19 protein-coding genes and 1 pseudogene are annotated in these 15849 nt (G+C 62.6%); 10 read left to right on the top strand and 10 right to left on the bottom strand.

The features are described 5' to 3' along the window. The first annotated feature begins 208 nt into the window (after window positions 1-208). Window positions 209-1102: a LysR family transcriptional regulator gene (locus HX855_RS15400; RefSeq protein WP_177090327.1), complete on the top strand. Its 894-nt coding sequence runs from the start codon at window positions 209-211 to the stop codon at window positions 1100-1102. Window positions 1103-1294: 192 nt separating this feature from the next. Here HX855_RS15400 and HX855_RS15395 read toward each other — a convergent pair whose 3' ends face one another. Next, window positions 1295-2809 carry an APC family permease gene (locus tag HX855_RS15395; RefSeq protein ID WP_177090325.1) on the bottom strand — a complete coding sequence of 505 codons (1515 nt, stop codon included), beginning with the start codon at window positions 2807-2809 and terminating at the stop codon, window positions 1295-1297. After that, entirely contained in the window at window positions 2806-4068 is a 1263-nt protein-coding gene (locus tag HX855_RS15390) for an aspartate aminotransferase family protein (RefSeq protein ID WP_177090323.1), read from the bottom strand. Before HX855_RS15390 ends, HX855_RS15395 begins: the two co-directional genes overlap by 4 nt. A 225-nt stretch (window positions 4069-4293) precedes the next feature. On the opposite strand from HX855_RS15390, the gene HX855_RS15385 reads away from it, so the two are divergent. Next, window positions 4294-5478: a DUF2252 domain-containing protein gene (locus HX855_RS15385; protein ID WP_177090321.1), complete on the top strand. Its 1185-nt coding sequence runs from the start codon at window positions 4294-4296 to the stop codon at window positions 5476-5478. Between the two features lie 9 nt (window positions 5479-5487). Here HX855_RS15385 and HX855_RS33310 read toward each other — a convergent pair. The 3 genes and pseudogenes from HX855_RS33310 to HX855_RS15375 all read right to left on the bottom strand — a co-directional run. Continuing rightward, window positions 5488-5577, bottom strand: a pseudogene (locus tag HX855_RS33310) (outer membrane lipoprotein carrier protein LolA); the annotation flags it as partial. Window positions 5578-5602: 25 nt separating this feature from the next. Next, the gene (gene yghX / locus HX855_RS15380; protein WP_177090319.1) at window positions 5603-6490 is read right to left on the bottom strand and encodes a YghX family hydrolase; all 888 of its coding nucleotides are present in this window, start codon (window positions 6488-6490) and stop codon (window positions 5603-5605) included. A 44-nt stretch (window positions 6491-6534) separates the two neighbouring features. Next, the gene (locus tag HX855_RS15375; protein ID WP_177090317.1) at window positions 6535-7029 is read right to left on the bottom strand and encodes a PaaI family thioesterase; all 495 of its coding nucleotides are present in this window, start codon (window positions 7027-7029) and stop codon (window positions 6535-6537) included. A 119-nt stretch (window positions 7030-7148) separates the two neighbouring features. On the opposite strand from HX855_RS15375, the gene HX855_RS15370 reads away from it, so the two are divergent. Then, window positions 7149-7703, top strand: coding sequence for a YceI family protein (locus tag HX855_RS15370; protein ID WP_177090315.1), 555 nt, complete (start codon window positions 7149-7151; stop codon window positions 7701-7703). Here HX855_RS15370 and HX855_RS15365 read toward each other — a convergent pair. Further along, window positions 7700-8590: a DMT family transporter gene (locus tag HX855_RS15365; protein ID WP_177090313.1), complete on the bottom strand. Its 891-nt coding sequence runs from the start codon at window positions 8588-8590 to the stop codon at window positions 7700-7702. The genes HX855_RS15370 and HX855_RS15365 overlap by 4 nt on opposite strands. A 91-nt stretch (window positions 8591-8681) precedes the next feature. Between HX855_RS15365 and HX855_RS15360 the strand changes: the two genes are divergently transcribed. Beyond that, the gene (locus tag HX855_RS15360) at window positions 8682-10010 is read left to right on the top strand and encodes a PLP-dependent aminotransferase family protein (protein WP_177090331.1); all 1329 of its coding nucleotides are present in this window, start codon (window positions 8682-8684) and stop codon (window positions 10008-10010) included. Here HX855_RS15360 and HX855_RS15355 read toward each other — a convergent pair. Continuing rightward, window positions 10007-10648, bottom strand: coding sequence for a LysE family translocator (locus tag HX855_RS15355; RefSeq protein WP_177090311.1), 642 nt, complete (start codon window positions 10646-10648; stop codon window positions 10007-10009). The genes HX855_RS15360 and HX855_RS15355 overlap by 4 nt on opposite strands. Window positions 10649-10847: 199 nt before the next feature. Further along, window positions 10848-11279, bottom strand: coding sequence for a nuclear transport factor 2 family protein (locus HX855_RS15350; protein WP_177090309.1), 432 nt, complete (start codon window positions 11277-11279; stop codon window positions 10848-10850). 237 nt (window positions 11280-11516) lie between these two features. Between HX855_RS15350 and HX855_RS15345 the strand changes: the two genes are divergently transcribed. The 3 genes from HX855_RS15345 to HX855_RS15335 are packed head-to-tail and all read left to right on the top strand — an operon-like array spanning window position 11517 to window position 12950. Further along, on the top strand, window positions 11517-11726 hold the full coding sequence (locus HX855_RS15345) for a DUF6434 domain-containing protein (RefSeq protein ID WP_177090307.1): 210 nt from the start codon (window positions 11517-11519) through the stop codon (window positions 11724-11726). Between the two features lie 12 nt (window positions 11727-11738). Then, the gene (locus HX855_RS15340) at window positions 11739-12209 is read left to right on the top strand and encodes a RidA family protein (RefSeq protein ID WP_177090305.1); all 471 of its coding nucleotides are present in this window, start codon (window positions 11739-11741) and stop codon (window positions 12207-12209) included. 6 nt (window positions 12210-12215) lie between these two features. Continuing rightward, window positions 12216-12950 carry a CPBP family intramembrane glutamic endopeptidase gene (locus HX855_RS15335; protein ID WP_177090303.1) on the top strand — a complete coding sequence of 245 codons (735 nt, stop codon included), beginning with the start codon at window positions 12216-12218 and terminating at the stop codon, window positions 12948-12950. A 6-nt stretch (window positions 12951-12956) separates the two neighbouring features. On the opposite strand, the gene HX855_RS15330 is transcribed toward HX855_RS15335, so the two are convergent. Beyond that, window positions 12957-13379, bottom strand: coding sequence for a hypothetical protein (locus HX855_RS15330; RefSeq protein WP_256353108.1), 423 nt, complete (start codon window positions 13377-13379; stop codon window positions 12957-12959). 233 nt (window positions 13380-13612) lie between these two features. Here HX855_RS15330 and HX855_RS15325 point away from each other — a divergent pair, with 233 nt between their 5' ends. Next, on the top strand, window positions 13613-14029 hold the full coding sequence (locus HX855_RS15325; RefSeq protein WP_177090301.1) for a hypothetical protein: 417 nt from the start codon (window positions 13613-13615) through the stop codon (window positions 14027-14029). 18 nt (window positions 14030-14047) lie between these two features. On the opposite strand, the gene HX855_RS15320 is transcribed toward HX855_RS15325, so the two are convergent. Next, entirely contained in the window at window positions 14048-14857 is an 810-nt protein-coding gene (locus HX855_RS15320) for a helix-turn-helix domain-containing protein (RefSeq protein ID WP_177090299.1), read from the bottom strand. A gap of 116 nt (window positions 14858-14973) precedes the next feature. Here HX855_RS15320 and HX855_RS15315 point away from each other — a divergent pair, with 116 nt between their 5' ends. After that, window positions 14974-15291, top strand: coding sequence for a DUF2834 domain-containing protein (locus HX855_RS15315; RefSeq protein WP_177090297.1), 318 nt, complete (start codon window positions 14974-14976; stop codon window positions 15289-15291). Beyond that, window positions 15291-15704 (top strand): MAPEG family protein, encoded by a 414-nt coding sequence (locus HX855_RS15310; protein ID WP_177090295.1) that lies wholly within the window; start codon window positions 15291-15293, stop codon window positions 15702-15704. Before HX855_RS15315 ends, HX855_RS15310 begins: the two co-directional genes overlap by 1 nt. The last annotated feature ends 145 nt before the right edge of the window (window positions 15705-15849 follow it).

Here is a 15849-nt window from a genome sequence, read left to right as displayed (position 1 = left end):
CCGGGAATCCGTGATGAACCTAAAAAAAGCGGGAGCGCTTCGCACTCCAACGGGGGACAAGCCCCCTCGCCACAGGACAAGCCCGCTCACTACAGGACAAGCCCACTCACCACAAGACAAGCCCTTACCAAAGGATTTGTGCTGTCCCTGGTGTCATGGCTCATGCGATTCTCACCTTCGGCCCAAAGGCTTATCACAAGGAACCCCGATGCAAACTTCCGGTGTGGACATCCGTCAGCTCAAGGCCTTCGTGGTCGTCGCCGAGGAGCTCAGTTTTGTGCGCGCGGCGACTCGCCTGCATGTTTCGCAACCGGCGCTGTCCCAGACCATTCGCCAGTTTGAAGCCCTGCTGGAGGTGCAGCTGTTCCAGCGCAACACCCGCAACGTGGCACTGACCGAAGCCGGCCTGGCATTGCTGGTAGAGGCGCGGGAAATCGTCAACGGGGTCAGCCGCCTGGTGCGCACCGCCCACGAGCATGCACGCGGGGTGCGCGGCTCTTTGAATATCGGCTTCCTGATCGGCGCCGGTGTGGACTTGATGCCGCAGATCCTCAGCGTGTTCGCCAAACGCTACCCGGAGATCGAACTGGTGGTGCGCGAGTATGACTTCGGCTCGCCCCATGCCGGGATCGACGAAGGCATGGACGTCTCAGTGCTGCGCCCGCCGCTGGGCCTGCCGGATATCGAGTTGCACACCTTGGTGACCGAACCCTGCGTGGCGTGCCTGGCGTCCAGCCACCGGTTGGCCGGGGAGAGCAGTGTGAGTGTCTACGACGTGCTGGAGGAGCCGATCATTGCCGCACCGGGCGTGGGCGTGTGGCGCAGCTTCTGGACCGCCGACGCGTACCGCAACGGCCTGCCGGCACCCATCGTCCACGAAGCCTCCACCGTGGAGACCGAGTTGCAGGCGGTGGCGTCGGAGCGTGGGATCAGTATTACCGCGCTGTCCACTGCACGCTTTTATGCGCGGCCTGGCCTGGCGTTTCCGGTGATCAGCGATATGCCGATGTGTGAGGTGGCGGTGGCGTTGCCACCACATCCGAGTGTGGCGGCACGCAACTTTGCCGAGTTGGCGATGGAAGTGGCGAGCAGCCGGCGCTGACCATTGTAGGAGCGAGCTAGCTCGCGAAAAACCTGAGAGCACCGCGTTCATCCTGCATAAACGCGTTACCGTTCGCGTTCTTCGCGAGCAAGCTCGCTCCTACAGTGGTCAGCGCCGGCTGCTCGCCACACTGTAGGAGCGAGCTTGCTCGCGAAAAACCTGAGAGCACCGCGCTCATCCTGCATAAACGCGTTACCGTTCGCGTTCTTCGCGAGCAAGCTCGCTCCTACAGCCGGCGCTGCCATTGTTCAGGCGTGTGCGCAGCGAGAACACCCACCACAGCACGCCGACGCCGAGTGTCACCCCGGTGGTGATGGCGCCGGTGTGGCTTTCTTCCGGCACGCTCAGGGTCAGGATCACCGCGATGGCCCACAGCCCGCCGAGGAGGATCATCGGCAACAACCAGCGCCCCAGGCTGAACACACCGTCTGGCGCCCCCGGCATCCGCCCGTTTTTATAGGCCAGGTACGCCGCAATCAGCGTCAGCAGGTAGGTGCAGTAGTAGGTCAGGCCGACCATCGAGTAGATCGCCGTGACAAACCCGCCGCTCGCCAGGTTCAGCAGCACGGCGATGGCGGTGATCAGCACGATGGCGCCGACGGGCGTGCCGAAGTGCGGGTTGATCTTCGCCAGCACCTTGGAGCCCGGCAGCATGTTGTCCCGGGACAAGGCAAAGGTCATGCGCGTGGCCACCGCCATATTGGCGATCAGGCAGGCGAGGATCGACGCAAAGGCGATCACGATCATGCCGATGCCGGCGGCGTTGCCCAGTTGCAGGCGCACGATATTGATCACCGGGTTTTCGCTGTGGCTGAGCAGTTCGCTGACCGAGCCCGGGATCGCAATGCTCAGCAACGCGAACACCACGAAGCCCAATACGCTGGAGACCAGCACCGCGCGGATCATCGCCCGGGGCGCGGCGCGACGGGGGTCTTTGGTTTCTTCGGACAGGTCAGCCGCGCCTTCCCAGCCCAGCAGCACCGACACCGGCAGCAAGGTGGCGAGGGCGATGGTGGTGAAGCTGATGCTGGCGCCGCCAACCGGTTGCGCCGAGGTCAGGATCGCCACGCCCTGGGTGTGTTCGAAGAAGAAAAACACCCCGAAGAACAACGCAATCGCCAGCAGCACGGTGCCGATGATTTCGATGATCGCGCCGATGTCGTTGATCCGCGTGGCCAGGCGTATCCCGCAGATATTCAGCAGGCCCACCACCAGCGTCGCGCCGATGCTCAGGCCCTGGATCTGGCCCTGTGTGGGGTTGGCCCAGATCTCCGGTGCGAACACCGTGCCGATGGCCGCCGAGGTGGCGGCGGTACCGGCGACAAACGAGGTGAAGGCGACCCAGCCGGTAAACCAGCCGAAGTGATTGCCCGCCAGCCGGCTGGACCATTGGTAGGCGTAGCCGGTGAGCGGAATGCGCCCGGCCAGGTGGCAGTAGACCATGACGATGCAGCACACCAGCGGGATCACCAGCAGCCACAGGAGGATGCCGATGCCACCGACCCGGTTGAACGGGTCGGCGAACAGCGTGACCACGCCGGTGTTGATCGAGACCATGGAAAAGGCCAGGGCAAACGAGGTGAATGAACTCATGGTGCGGTGCATCTTTTGCTCGTAGCCGAGGCTGGCGAGGTCGGCGTCGTCGCTGGACAACGGCGCCTGGGCATTCGGCGGGGCGGTCACGGTGTTTTCGACGAATGTGCTCATGGCCGTTGCTCCTCGATGATGCCCATCACCTCGTCCAGCACGTCGAGGGCCTTGGCCAGCAACGGGCGTTCGATATCCAGTGGAGGCTTGACCTTGATCAGGTTGCCCAGCCCTGCGTAACGGCTTTCGCCAAACAATACGCCGCGCTCCACCCCAAGGCGATACACCTCCTGGGATTCCCGGCAGGCCGGTTCCTTGGTGGTGCGGTCCTTGACCAGTTCGATGGACGCCATCAGGCCGGGGCAGCGTACGTCGCCGATCAACGGATGACGGGTTTGCATCTCCTTGAGGCGGGCGGTGATGTAGTCGCCGGAGTCCCGCGCTTTTTCGCAGAGGTTGTCGGCGACGATGGCGTCCACCGCGGCGTAGCCGGCCGCCAGGGAGACCGGGAAGTGGCCGAAGGTCAGGGCTTCTTCGCCTTCGTCGAACCACTTGAGCTTGTCATCCGCCAGGATCCCGGCCAGCGGGAAGCCACCGCCGACGCCTTTGCCGAACACGATGATGTCGGGCAGTACGTCGTAATAGTCCGCGGCAAACATCGTGCCCATGCGCCCGAAGCCGGTCTGCACTTCATCAAAAATCAGCAGCACACCCAGGCGGTCGCAGATCTCGCGCACGCCCTTGTAGTAGGAACGGGGAAATTCGATATGCCCGCCATTGCCCTGGATCGGTTCCATCATCACCGCCGCCACGCCACCGTCGACGCCTTTGAGGATGGTTTCTTCCAGCAGGCCAAGGCACAACTGCGACTCGGTTTCCGGGTCCATGCCCAGGCGCGTGCGGTACGGGTTGGGATGGGGCACGCGGGTGAAGCGCGGTTGAATCGCCAGGAACGGGTTGTTCGGATGAGGCCAGCTGGCGCCGAGGGTGGCGAGGGAGCGACCGTGGTAGCCGTCTTGCAGCACTAGCAGGTTTTGCGCGCCGGGGCGGTTCTTGAAGGCTAGTTTCATCGCCATCTCACCGGCGAGGCTGCCATGCAGGGCAAAGCCCATCTGGTTGAGGGCGCCCGGGGAGACTTCCCGCAGCTTCTTCACCAGCCGGGTGTGGGCGGGCGAGCCGAAGTTGGGGCGGATGTGGGTCATTTCGCGTAATTGCGCGACGGCGGCTTCCACCACCCGAGGGTCATTCGCCCCCAAATTGTTTGACCAGGCCTGGGCGGTGCAATCGATGTATTCCTTGCCCTGGTCGTCCCATACCAGCGAGCCTCGGGCCTTGACCAGGTTGATCTTGACGGGTGCGGTGTTCATCACTTCATTCATCTGCGTTATCTCTTTTGTTAGGGCGGCAGTGTTTGGGGGATGTGTGCAGTTAGGGTTGTGACTCGCTGCATCGAGTGGACCCGATGCTAGTCCCGGGCACGGGAGAAATAGAAAGACCGATTGCAGTGGGATTATTTGGCGTGGCTTATTAATAAAATCCGCTGAAACAAAATGAAACATTCGCGGCGGGCTACCCTCTACCGTATCCCCATGACGAGTGCCCCTATGAAAATCCCGCGTCCCTCTTCGCGAATGCCCCACCTCACGCAACTGCGCAACTTGAAGATGGCGCGCTCCGCCCACGCTTATGTGCGGGGCAGTACGGTGCAGTTTTATGAGTGGCTGCACAGCCAGCGCGGCCGGCGCTTGCCCCACGGGCCGGCGATCTGGATCTGCGGCGACTGCCACGCCGGCAACCTCGGGCCCACGGGCGACACCAAGGGCCGGATCGATATGCATATTCGTGACCTTGACCAGACGGTGATCGGTAACCCGGCCCACGACCTGGTGCGCCTGGCGTTGTCCCTGGCCACCGCTGCACGGGGTTCGGACCTGCCGGGGGTGACCACCGCCCGCATGCTCGAAGAAATGATGGTGGGCTACGCCCAGGCGTTCAAAGACAAGCCCGACGAGGCGCCGCCGCGTCCGTCCCAGGTCAAGGCCGGGATGCGTAGCGCGGTGGAGCGCACCTGGAAAAACCTGGCCCGTGAGCGCATTGAAAACACCCGGCCGACGATTCCGTTGGGCAAGCATTTCTGGTCGTTGTCACGGGCGGAAAAGTCAGCCCTTGAAACGCTGTGCGCTTCGGATGACATCCACCGCCTGGTCACTTCCCTCAAAGGCCGGTCCAACGATGCCGAGGTTGAGTTGCTGGACTCGGCGTACTGGGTCAAGGGGTGCAGCTCCCTTGGGCTGTTGCGTTATGCGGTGTTACTGGGGGTAGGCGACAAGGATGATCAGGACTACTGCCTGATCGATATCAAGGAAGCGGTAGGCGCTGCGGCGCCGCGTGCGGCCCGGGCGAAGATGCCGCGGGACAATGGCCGGCGGGTGGTGGAGGGCGCGCGGCACCTGTCGCCGTCGTTGGGGGAGCGGATGTTGGCAACGCGGTTTCTGGACCACGGGTTTTTTATCCGCGAGTTGCTGCCCCAGGACATGAAGCTGGAACTGGATGAACTGAGTGAGATTGATGCGATGCACGCGGCCGGGTACCTGGCGCGGGTAGTGGGCGTGGCCCATGCACGGCAGATGGACCGGGACACCCGCAAGGACTGGATGGCGATGTTGCAGGAGAACCGCTCGAAGCAGCTGGACGCGCCTTCGTGGCTGTGGACCAGCGTGGTGCAGTTGGTGGGGAGCCATGAGGAAGGGTATTTGAATCATTGCCGGCGGTATGCGCTGGAGCACTGATGAAAATCCCACTGTAGGAGCGAGCTTGCTCGCGAAGAACCTGAGAGCGCCGCGGTAAACCAGATGCGCTGCGTTATCGTTGACGTTCTTCGCGAGCAAGCTCGCTCCTACAGTGAGGTTGTCGTCAGGCCAGGTATTTCTTGAACCAACCGAGCGTCCGCTCCCACGCCAGGTTCGCCGCCGCCTCGTCATACCTCGGCGTCGAATCGTTGTGGAACCCATGGTTGGCGCCCTTGTAGATAAACGCCTCATAGGTGGTGCCCGCGGCCTTCAGCGCCTGTTCATACGCCGGCCAGCCCTCATTGATCCGCGTATCCAGTTCGCCGTAATGCAACATGATCGGCGCCTTGATCCGAGGCACGTCCTTGGCTTCCGGCTGGCGGCCATAAAACGACACCGCCGCCCCCAATTCCGGGTACGCCACCGCCGCCGCATTGGTCACGCCGCCGCCATAACAGAACCCGGTGATCCCCACCTTGCCGGTGCTTGCATCGTGGTGCATCAACCATTCGATGGCGGCAAAGAAGTCGTTCATCAGTTTTTCAGGGTCGACTTTCTGCTGCAGTTCCACACCTTTTTCATCGTTGCCGGGATAGCCACCCACTGAGGTCAAGCCATCCGGTGCCAGGGCAATAAACCCGGCCTTGGCCAGCCGGCGGGCCACGTCTTCGATGTACGGGTTCAGCCCACGGTTCTCATGCACCACCACCACCGCCGGCACCTTGCCGGTGGCCTTGGCCGGGCGCACCAGGTAGCCGCGCACCGTGCCGTTGCCCTTGGGGGACGGGTAGGTGATGTAGTCGGCGACGATCTCCGGGTCGGTGAATTTCACCTGTTCGGCCAGGGCGTAGTTCGGGCTCAGGGCGGCCAGCAGGGCCGAGGCGGTCAGCCCGCCAAAGGTGAACAGTGCCGCGCGGTCGAGAAATTCCCGGCGGTTGATCTTGCCGTGGGCGTAGCCGTCGTAAAGCTCCAGCAGTTCAGGGGCGAAGTCTTTGGCGGTCAGACGAGTCATCGGTGGCGTCCTCGATTAGCGGTGGGACTGAATGTAGACCAGTATCAGGCCTCCCGGCCATGGGCAGCGGCGGCCAATTGCCCGGTGTCGACCCGCACGAAGACCGAATCGCCGATCGCCGTCAGCACGCCGTCGGCGTACACCTCGCACACCACGCGGGTTTTGCGCCCGACGTCACCCTCGACGTTGGCGCGCAAGGTCAGCGGCACGCCCATCGGGGTTGGCTTGATGAATTTGATGCCCAGGTGACCGGTCACGCAGTCGATACGCGGCAGGCTGCCGGGTTCGCGGTGTTCGGCGCGGTAGTGGTAGGCCATGGCTGTCCAGTTCGAGTGGCAGTCCACCAGCATCGCGATCAACCCGCCGTAGACCAGGTCGGGCCAGCCGCAGTATTGGGCGTCGGGCTGGTGCTCGGCGATCACGTGGATGCCGTCGGCGTGCCAGCGGCTCTTGATGTGCAGCCCGTGGGGGTTGCTGCTGCCGCAGCCATAACACACGCCTTCGGGGGCGGTGGTGTCTTGCAGGGAAAGCGCGGGCATCGTGGCTCCTTGTTGTTTGAGTTCCGTCGGGGCACGAGCCTAATCTCAGGCACGGGAATAAATCCAGCACCTACGCTGTTACTCCTGCACAGCGTGTTTTATTCCCACTCGAGAATCCCATGAAACGTAGATTGCTGGCTGTCTTCCTCTTCCTCGGCACCTTGTCCAACGCGTATGCCGTGGAGTACACCGACGTCAACCCGGCGGCCAGCACCATCAGCTTCACCTACGACCAGATGGGCCAGCAGGTGTACGGCACGTTTGGCACGTATTCGGCGACCCTGCATTTCGACACGCAAAACCCGGCCGCCGCGAGCACCGTACTGACCATCCAGCTACCGAGCATCAACGCCGGCAGCGACGACGCCAACACCGAACTGCCCAAGGCCGGCTGGTTCGACATGACCACCTACCCGGTGGGCACGTTCACGTCGACCCACATCACCGACCTGGGCGGCAACCGTTACCTGTTCAGCGGCAACCTGACCCTCAAGGGCCAGACCAAACCCGTGGAGGTCAAGGTGGCCCTCAAGGAGGAGAGCGGCATTGGTGTGTTCGACGGTGAGTTCGTGCTCAAGCGCGACGACTTCAAGATTGGCGCGGGCGAGTGGGCGGACAGCGTGGTGTCCAATGCCATCACCATCAAGTTCAAGATGGTTGCGCCTGAGCGCTAGCGGGCAAACCTCTTCGCCCCGGCCACACACGCAATCACCGCGACGGTCACCACCAGCATGCCCAGGCTGACCTGTTCATGCAGCAGGGTGGCCGCCAGCGCCAGCCCAAAGAACGGTTGCAGCAACTGCAGCTGCCCCACGGCGGCGATGCCACCCTGGGCCAGCCCGCGATACCAGAACACAAACCCGATCAGCATACTGAACAGCGACACATAGGCCAGGCTCAGCCAGGCCGGCAGGCTGATGCCTGTAAACGACGGCGGGGCGAGGACGGCCGCCAGTGGCGCGACGATCGGCAGCGACACCACCAGCGCCCAGCAGATCACCTGCCAGCCGCCCAGGGTGCGCGAGAGCCTGGCGCCCTCGGCATAACCCAGGCCGCACACCAGGATAGCCAACAGCATCAGCAAATCCCCCAGGGGCGCGGCGCTCAGGCCTTGGGACACCGCGTAGCCCACCACCAGCAGGCTGCCCAGGATCGAAAACAGCCAGAACACCGGCTTGGGCCGCTCGCCGCCACGCACCACGCCGAACACCGCCGTGGCCAGGGGCAGCAGGCCGACAAACACGATGGAATGGGCGCTGGTGACGTACTGCAAGGCCAATGCGGTGAGCAGCGGGAAGCCGATCACCACCCCCAGCGCCACGATCGCCAGGGGCAACAGTTGGCTGCGGGCCGGGCGCTTTTCCTTGAACAGCCACAGCAGGCACAGGCCGAGCAGGGCGGCGAGCGTGGCCCGGGCAACGGTCAGGAATACCGGATTAAATTCCAGCACCGCCAGGCGCGTGGCCGGCAGCGAACCGCTGAAGATCACCACGCCGATAAAGCCATTGATCCAGCCGCCGGCGTTGTGTTCCCGGGTGTTGAGGTGAGTGGTGCGTTCCATGGGCGTCGGGCTCGATAAGGATAAGTTGCGTCCTGCGCATCCTATGATTCACCATTGAGACAATCAAAGAATTGTCATGGATACATCACCTATGCCTCGCGCCCGCTACAAGACCTTGGTGGACACCTTCGCCCGGGATATCCGCTCGGGCACGCTGGCCGCAGGCACCCGTTTGCCGACCCATCGCCAGTTGGCCGCCAGCCATGGCCTGGCACTGGTCACCGCCAGCCGGGTGTACACCGAGCTGGAGGCCATGGGCCTGGTCAGCGGCGAGACCGGGCGCGGGACCTTTGTGCGGGAAATTGCGTTGTCGCCGGGGCAGGGCGTGGGCCAGATCGCGGTGGCGGCAGGCATGATCGACCTCAACTTCAACTACCCGTCGCTGCCGGGCCAGACCGACCTGCTGCGCACCGCGTTGCGCCAATTGGCGCTGTCCGGCGACCTGGCCGCACTGCTGCGCTATCAACCCCACGCGGGCCGCTTGCATGAACGGGCGGCGGTGGCGCGGCATCTGGCGAGTCGTGGCCTGACGGTGCACGCCGAGCAGGTGCTGATCGTCAGCGGGGCCCAGCACGGGCTGGCGGTGACCATGATGTCCCTGCTCAAGCCCGGCGACGTGGTGGCGGTGGATGCGTTGACCTATTCCGGGTTCAAGGTGCTGGCCGAGACGCTGCACCTTGAAATTGTCGCGATTCCGGTAACCCCGACGGGGCCGGACCTGACCTTTGTCGAAAAGCTCTGTGCCCGGCGCCCGGTTCGAGCGGTGTACAGCATGCCTACCCTGCATAACCCGTTGGGCTGGGTGATCAGCCTGGAGCAACGGGAGCACTTGGTGGCGATTGCCCGTCGGCATGACCTGATCCTGATCGAGGACGCCGCCTACGCGTTTTTGGCCGAAGACCCGCCGCCACCGTTGGCCGAGCTGGCGCCGGAGCGCACGGTGTACGTGTCGGGCCTGTCCAAGAGCGTCGCCACCGGGCTGCGGGTCGGTTTCGTCGCCGCGCCCCGGCAGTGGATGGCGGCGCTGGAACGTACGGTCATGGCCACCACCTGGAACACGCCGGGGGTGATGACTGCCGTCGCGGCTGCGTGGATCGACGACGGTACGGTGCAGCAACTGGAAGCGCAAAAGCGCGAGGATGCCCAGGCGCGTCAGGCGGTAGCCAATGAGGTGTTGGCGGGGCTCAACGTGATCCGCCATCCGTCTTCGTATTTCTTGTGGCTGCCCTTGCCGGAAGACGCCCGCGCCGACCAGATCACCATGGCGCTGGCGCGGGATAATATCTCGGTGTCCACCGCCGAGCCGTTCGCCGTGTCGGCCCACGTGCCCCATGCCATACGGGTGGCGCTGGGGTCGGTGGAGCGGGAGGTATTGCGTGAAGCGCTGGTGAAGGTACGTTGGGCGGTGCAGGCGTACTAGGCCGTCTGCCGACGCATTGTCAGCAGCAGCGTGCCGAACGCGATAAAGGTTGAGCCCACCACCCGGTCCACCCATTTGGAAAATGTGGGGCGCGCGAGCAAGCCCTTGGCCTGTGCGGCGAGCAGGGCGTACAGGGTCAGCGACAACGCCGACAGCGCCATGAAAATCAGGGTCAGCACCATAAACTGCGGGAGCAATGCGCCGTGCTGGTTAATGAACTGCGGGAACAGCGCGGTAAAAAACAGCACGGCCTTGGGGTTGGTGACGGCCGTCAGGAACGCCAGTTTGTAGAGCTTCCAGGGAGACGGGGCGTTGACTCGCGTCGGTGCCTGGGAGTTGGCAGCCAGCAGTGGGTTTTTCTTGAGCAGGCTCTTGGCACCCAGATAAAACAGGTAGCCGGCGCCGAGGAGTTTCACCCCGTTGAATACCCATTCGGAACTGAGGATCAACGCACCCAGCCCCAGCATCGCGGCGGCGGATACGCAGAACACGCCGCTGACATTTCCCAGTGAAGACCACAGCGTGGAGCGTGCGCCATAGGCCAGGCTGTTGTTCAGCGCCATCAGGATCGCCGGGCCCGGGCTGGCGATGGCAAGGGCCGCGACGAGGGTGTAGGCGAGTAGGGAGTGAAAGTCCATGTTCAGGCTCGGCGTTTGGTTAAAGCGCGATCCTACCCCTTTTTGAGTGTGGCCCGGGAGCCCCTGTGGCGAGGGAGCTTGCGCAGCGCTCCCGCTTTTTTGGGGCCGCTACGCAGCCCAGCGGGAGCAAGCTCCCTCGCCACAGCAAGCCCCCTCACCACAGCAAGCTGCCTGTTCACAGGAAAGCATCCGGCTGTTATCAGAACTTGTACGCCTGACGCCCAATCAGCAGCCACTTGCCTTTCTGCTTCTGCCAGACCTGGAAGTTTTCAATTTCGGTGGGCACTTCAACGCCACTGTTCACCGCCTGTGCGGAAAAGTGGTTGCGCACCAGGGCGGTGTCGCCATTGAGGGTGATGGTCTGTTTTTGCATTTCCAGGGTCTTGAAGCCGCTTCTGCCGGTTTCAATGTCGGCGATAAATTCCTGCTTGTTCTGGATCTTGCCGCTGGAGTGGCCGTAGGTGAGGTTGTTGGCGGTGAGGGCCTGCAGTTGCGGGATGTCTTTGTGCAGCATGGCCTGGGTCATGCGATCGACCGCAGCCGCTACATCCTTGTCAGTCGCGGCAGGGGCGGCGGCCGCGTAGCCGCTGAACAGGCACAGAAAACCAATCAGAACCTTGACGTTTTGCATGGGGTGTTTCCTTGTTGTTGTGGGTACTGGTACGACACGGGCGAGTGCTTGTAGTCGTCGTACAACCATGCCGTATTTTGGGCGATCAAGGAAAGTGAAATTTCTATGAGTCCTGCATATAGGTGAATGTTGTGTGATGGGACGTCGTATCACATTCAATAAAATTCCCGGGACTTCCCGTAGAAATGGCACATGGCTATGCTGTGGCCGGAACACGAAAACCGGCGAGGGAATGCAATGCCTTTTGATTGGCACAGTGACTCAATCCAGCGCGGCACCCGTGTGACCCAACAGTACAAAAACACCCAGAATGTGCGCCGCTTCATGCTTGAGCACTGCGGTGCCGGGTTCAGGTTCAACCGCGATTTCATGGCGTGGATTCGCAACGACATCCCCAAGACCATGGGCGATGTGGTGGATGAATGGCAGCGCCGTAACAGCCAGTAAGGACAATAAAACATGACACCGGATCAAAAGTACGCGGCGGCCATGGCGCGCCTGGGTTATCAACTCACTGAGTTCAAGATCGGCGGTAACTACACGCCGCTGCTGAGGGACGGCAACCACGTTTACATCAGTGGCCAGATCCCTCGGGTGGGTGACGCCATCGTGCTGCCCGGCAAGGTCGGCGACAGCCTCAGCCTGGCCGACGCACAAATTGCCGCGGGCGTCAGCGCGTTGCGGTGCCTGGGGTTGCTCAAGCAGGCGCTGGGTTCCCTGGACCAGGTCAAGGCGATCCTCAAGATCAACGTGTACGTGCGCAGCGCGGATGACTTTGACCAGCAAAGCGAAGTGGCCAACGGTGCGTCTGACCTGTTGAACGAGATCCTGGGCGCCGCCGGCGCCCACACCCGCACCTCGGTGGGTGTGTTGCAACTGCCCAAGGGCGCGGCGGTGGAAATCGACATGGTCGCTGTGGCACAGGGCTGACGCCGGGTGATCGCCGAGGCTTTTGCGGTACTGATCCACTATGGGCTGTATCTGCTGCCAGGGCTGATTCTGTTTGGCCTGTGGTTTGGCCTCACGCCGAAAACATTGCCGGGCGTGCGCATCGTTATCCTGCTGTTGGCATTCGTGTTGATGCGTGATGCGATGACGCCGCTGGGCATGTGGTCGTTGAGCCGCGAGGTGCAGATTGGGTTCACCGCCAACCCCTTCGTGCTGGCCACGCTGGGCGGTTTATCCCTTGGGTTGATTGCGCTGCTTGCGCGCCTGGCGCCGGAGTTGTGGCAACTGACGGTGCTGTTCAAGGGCAACCGTGCGGCGGGCCTGGCGGTGGGGCTCGTGGCCGGGTGTCTGATCGGCCTGCCATTGCGGCTGTATCAGGGCATTGAAGCGGCGGCCATCCCGGGCTACTGGACCTGGCTGATGGGCATGCTGGTGCTTGCCTACTGTGCCAACGCGCTGGAAGAGGTGCTGTTTCGCGGCTTCTTGCAGGGCTACCTCGAACAACACGTCACGCCACTGCGCGCCGCATTGATCAGCGCGCTGGCGTTCGCCGCGTGCCATTCGTTCCTGGCGTTGAGCGTGACCCAGCTGGGCTGGCCGGTGCTGGCGTTTACCCTGATTGAAGGCCTGGCCTGCGGCGGGGTGCGGATGCGCTATGGCGTGGTGGCCGCGACGGCCACCCATGGCACGGCGATTTTGCTGATTGCCGTGCCGATGCTGTGAGCCGTCTCAGGCCTGCACATCAACGCCGATCTGCGCCTGGAGCCAGTCCTTGTAGACCCCGATGTTATCGGTCGACTGCTCACCGTTTTTCGCGGTGATGGTCTTGCCGTCCAGGCGCCCGATGTCCAGCAGGTACTGAACACCGTTGGCCACATGGGTGGCGTCGCTTTTGCTGAGGGACTGCACATCGGGGAGTTGGACAGCGTTGCTGTTGTCGTCGAAGGTTGCCCAGGAGGGGTTGGCCCTGGCGGTGGCAACGGTCTGTGCGGTCGAGCGCACTTGCTCCTGATAGCTGGCTTCCAGCTTGGCCTTGATCTCTGGCGTGGCGTTGATGACCTCAATCCGCCCGGCCCGCAGCGTGCCGTTTTCCATGGACTGGGTAAGTGCCTTCTGTCCCAGCGCAAACAGACTTGTCGTGCTTCCTATCATGGTGCGGCTCCCTTGTTGGTAGCAGAAACGTAGCAAAACCCGGGCCATTGGCTCCGGGCCTTGTGGGGCGGGGCACTGGTCGTGTTGTCGGGGCAGCGGTGTGGTCAGGGGTTGCCGGGATGGGCAAGGCGTTGCCACTTGGGCCTGTGTGAGGGTCATTTTTCAGCGCGCTGGAAACTAAGTCCAGAATCTCCAGTCTGTAGTAGCGCATCGCCATCTCACAGGGAGTTAACATGAAGCTTAAGGTCGTTTTGCTGGGCACGGTTTTGTTGGCTGCGCCGCTGTATCAGGCGGTTGCCGACACGTGCAGGGCGAACAGTTACGGTGGGGCCGATTGCCAATACGACAATGGCACCTCTTCCAAGAGTCGCGCCAATAGCTACGGCGGGCTGGACACCCAATACAGCGATGGCACTTCCTCCAAGAGCCGTTCCAATAGTTATGGCGGGCAGGACATCCAATACAGCGACGGCACCTCAGCCAAGACCCGATCCAACAGCTATGGTGGGCAAGACACTCAATACAGCGATGGCACTTCAGCCAAGAGCCGCTCCAATAGCTATGGCGGGCAAGACACCCAATACAGCAACGGCTCCTCCTCCAAGAGCCGCGCCAATAGCTATGGCGGGCAAAATACGACCCATAACTGACGGACCCGCCACGGGGGGCTACCTTACCGATGACTGCTCGTAGGCGGCAGTCATCACCCGCCACGTGTGCGCATCGGCTGGAATCAAATGCTCGATGCGCAACGACGTCACGGTGATGTCCTGCGGCATGCCGAAGGTGGTGAAGGTCGACATGAAGTTCAGCTCGCCTTCCCGTGAATTGACCCGGGTCAGCATCAGTGGCGGCAGTTCATTGGCCAATGCGTCGGGGCTTTGCGGCGCCGGCAGTCTTTCTAGAATCCTGGCGAGTTCCGGATTGCCCAACGCCTCGCGGGTTGCCCGCTGCCAGGCGACGGTTCTGATCTCTTCAGCGTTGATCAAGCGATCACCCAGGCCACCTGGCTGCAGCAGGGTGACCAACAGATTCAGCCCTTCAGCCGCCTCCGGCTGGATCCCCACCAGATCGAACAACACCTGGGTGCTGGCATTGGCGCCAAGCACTTCCCAGTGGCTGCCCAGCACGATTGCCGGCGCAGGATTATTCGCGTGCAGCACATGGCTGATCGCCTCACGAATGGCCTCCATCGACGGCGAAGCGAGCGGGGTGGCCTCATAACGCGGCGCGAAGCCGGCGGCCAGGAATACGTTGTTGCACTGCTCCAGCGGGGCCTCCAGGGCCATCAACAGATTATGCAAGGTGCCCGGGCCGGGCTTGGCGCGGCCGGTTTCGATACAGCTCAAGTGGCGCTGGGAAACCCCCGTGATCAGCGCCAGTTCCAACTGGCTCAATCGGGCTTGCCGACGCAGCACGCGCAGTTGCGCGCCAGCGGTGGTGTCGGGGTGGGCGCGGGGGAAAGGTGGGCTGCTCATGGGCTGACTCTGGCCGTGCGGGGAGGGAGTGTCGATGACCTGTGAGGTCATTGAGAGGGGAAGGACGTTATCACTAATGTGTGGCTTTCCGAACCGTCGTCTCCAAGGAGGAGAACATGCACAGGCCCTGGGTTGCCCTTGTCGGGTTGTTGGCGTTTGCCCTGTACACCGTGATCACGATGCTCATGGCCGAGCAATCGCTCATGGCGTTCGGGCGTGAATTGATGGCGAGGCCGGACACTGCCCAGGTGGTGATTGACCTGTACCTGATGGCAGTGATGGCGTGCGTGTGGATGTACCGGGATGCGCGGGCCAGAGGAAAGTCACTGGCATCGGTGCTGCCGTATTGGTTGATAACGGCGGTTTTTGTGTCCGTGGGGCCGCTGTTGTATCTCGTGGTCAACGGGTTCCGCGAACCGTCAGGGAGTCGTTGATGAAGGTCTATGCCCTGTGTGTGCTGGTGCTGTTCATCAAGATGTTGGCGATCTCCTGCTATCAAGGCTACTTCCGCCTAAGGCATTTGGCGTTTACGAACAGCGAGGATGCCGGCTTCTTCAAGCGGGCGGCCAGCGTGCAGGAGCTGCCGCAAGTCAGCCGAGGTGCGAGGGCCTGGGCCAATGACCTGGAGAACATTCCGTTGTTCTTCGTTCTGGGTGGGTTGTGCGTGGCATTGGGGGTTACCGGCGCTGCCACGACATGGCTGTTTTGCACGTTCACCGTGGCCCGGGTGATGCATACGCTGATGTACCTGAGCGGGCGCCAGCCGTGGCGTACGGTGGCTTATGGTGCGGGAGTGGCTTGTCTTTGCGGGTTGGCTGGCGTGGTCGGTTTCAGCGTGATGCTTTAGCCACGGCGAGTCACCTGTGGGGAGGGAGCTTGCTCCCGTTGCACTGCGCAGCAGTTGGGCATATCCGTTATTTAGGTAACGGCCACTTAGGGTTCCGCTCTTACAGCGGGTCACTTTTGGAAAAGGGGGGTGTCAGAAATTTTGT

The organism is Pseudomonas sp. IPO3778 (genome assembly GCF_013386825.1).
Lineage (GTDB): Bacteria > Pseudomonadota > Gammaproteobacteria > Pseudomonadales > Pseudomonadaceae > Aquipseudomonas.
The sequence above is the reverse complement of the archived record's forward strand: the minus strand, read 5'-3'. Positions and strand labels throughout refer to the sequence as shown.

Bases quoted from the DNA above. Each gene is read 5' to 3' on its own strand.
- HX855_RS15385 (WP_177090321.1), top strand. From the start codon at position 4,294: ATGAAAATCCCGCGTCCCTCTTCGCGAATGCCCCACCTCACGCAACTG.
- HX855_RS15360 (WP_177090331.1), top strand. From the start codon at position 8,682: ATGCCTCGCGCCCGCTACAAGACCTTGGTGGACACCTTCGCCCGGGAT.
- HX855_RS15330 (WP_256353108.1), bottom strand. From the start codon at position 13,379: ATGATAGGAAGCACGACAAGTCTGTTTGCGCTGGGACAGAAGGCACTT.
- HX855_RS15355 (WP_177090311.1), bottom strand. From the start codon at position 10,648: ATGGACTTTCACTCCCTACTCGCCTACACCCTCGTCGCGGCCCTTGCC.
- HX855_RS15325 (WP_177090301.1), top strand. From the start codon at position 13,613: ATGAAGCTTAAGGTCGTTTTGCTGGGCACGGTTTTGTTGGCTGCGCCG.
- HX855_RS15400 (WP_177090327.1), top strand. From the start codon at position 209: ATGCAAACTTCCGGTGTGGACATCCGTCAGCTCAAGGCCTTCGTGGTC.
- HX855_RS15340 (WP_177090305.1), top strand. From the start codon at position 11,739: ATGACACCGGATCAAAAGTACGCGGCGGCCATGGCGCGCCTGGGTTAT.
- HX855_RS15370 (WP_177090315.1), top strand. From the start codon at position 7,149: ATGAAACGTAGATTGCTGGCTGTCTTCCTCTTCCTCGGCACCTTGTCC.
- HX855_RS15315 (WP_177090297.1), top strand. From the start codon at position 14,974: ATGCACAGGCCCTGGGTTGCCCTTGTCGGGTTGTTGGCGTTTGCCCTG.
- HX855_RS15350 (WP_177090309.1), bottom strand. From the start codon at position 11,279: ATGCAAAACGTCAAGGTTCTGATTGGTTTTCTGTGCCTGTTCAGCGGC.
- HX855_RS15310 (WP_177090295.1), top strand. From the start codon at position 15,291: ATGAAGGTCTATGCCCTGTGTGTGCTGGTGCTGTTCATCAAGATGTTG.
- HX855_RS15365 (WP_177090313.1), bottom strand. From the start codon at position 8,590: ATGGAACGCACCACTCACCTCAACACCCGGGAACACAACGCCGGCGGC.
- HX855_RS15320 (WP_177090299.1), bottom strand. From the start codon at position 14,857: ATGAGCAGCCCACCTTTCCCCCGCGCCCACCCCGACACCACCGCTGGC.
- HX855_RS15390 (WP_177090323.1), bottom strand. From the start codon at position 4,068: ATGAATGAAGTGATGAACACCGCACCCGTCAAGATCAACCTGGTCAAG.
- HX855_RS15395 (WP_177090325.1), bottom strand. From the start codon at position 2,809: ATGAGCACATTCGTCGAAAACACCGTGACCGCCCCGCCGAATGCCCAG.
- yghX (WP_177090319.1), bottom strand. From the start codon at position 6,490: ATGACTCGTCTGACCGCCAAAGACTTCGCCCCTGAACTGCTGGAGCTT.
- HX855_RS15345 (WP_177090307.1), top strand. From the start codon at position 11,517: ATGCCTTTTGATTGGCACAGTGACTCAATCCAGCGCGGCACCCGTGTG.
- HX855_RS15375 (WP_177090317.1), bottom strand. From the start codon at position 7,029: ATGCCCGCGCTTTCCCTGCAAGACACCACCGCCCCCGAAGGCGTGTGT.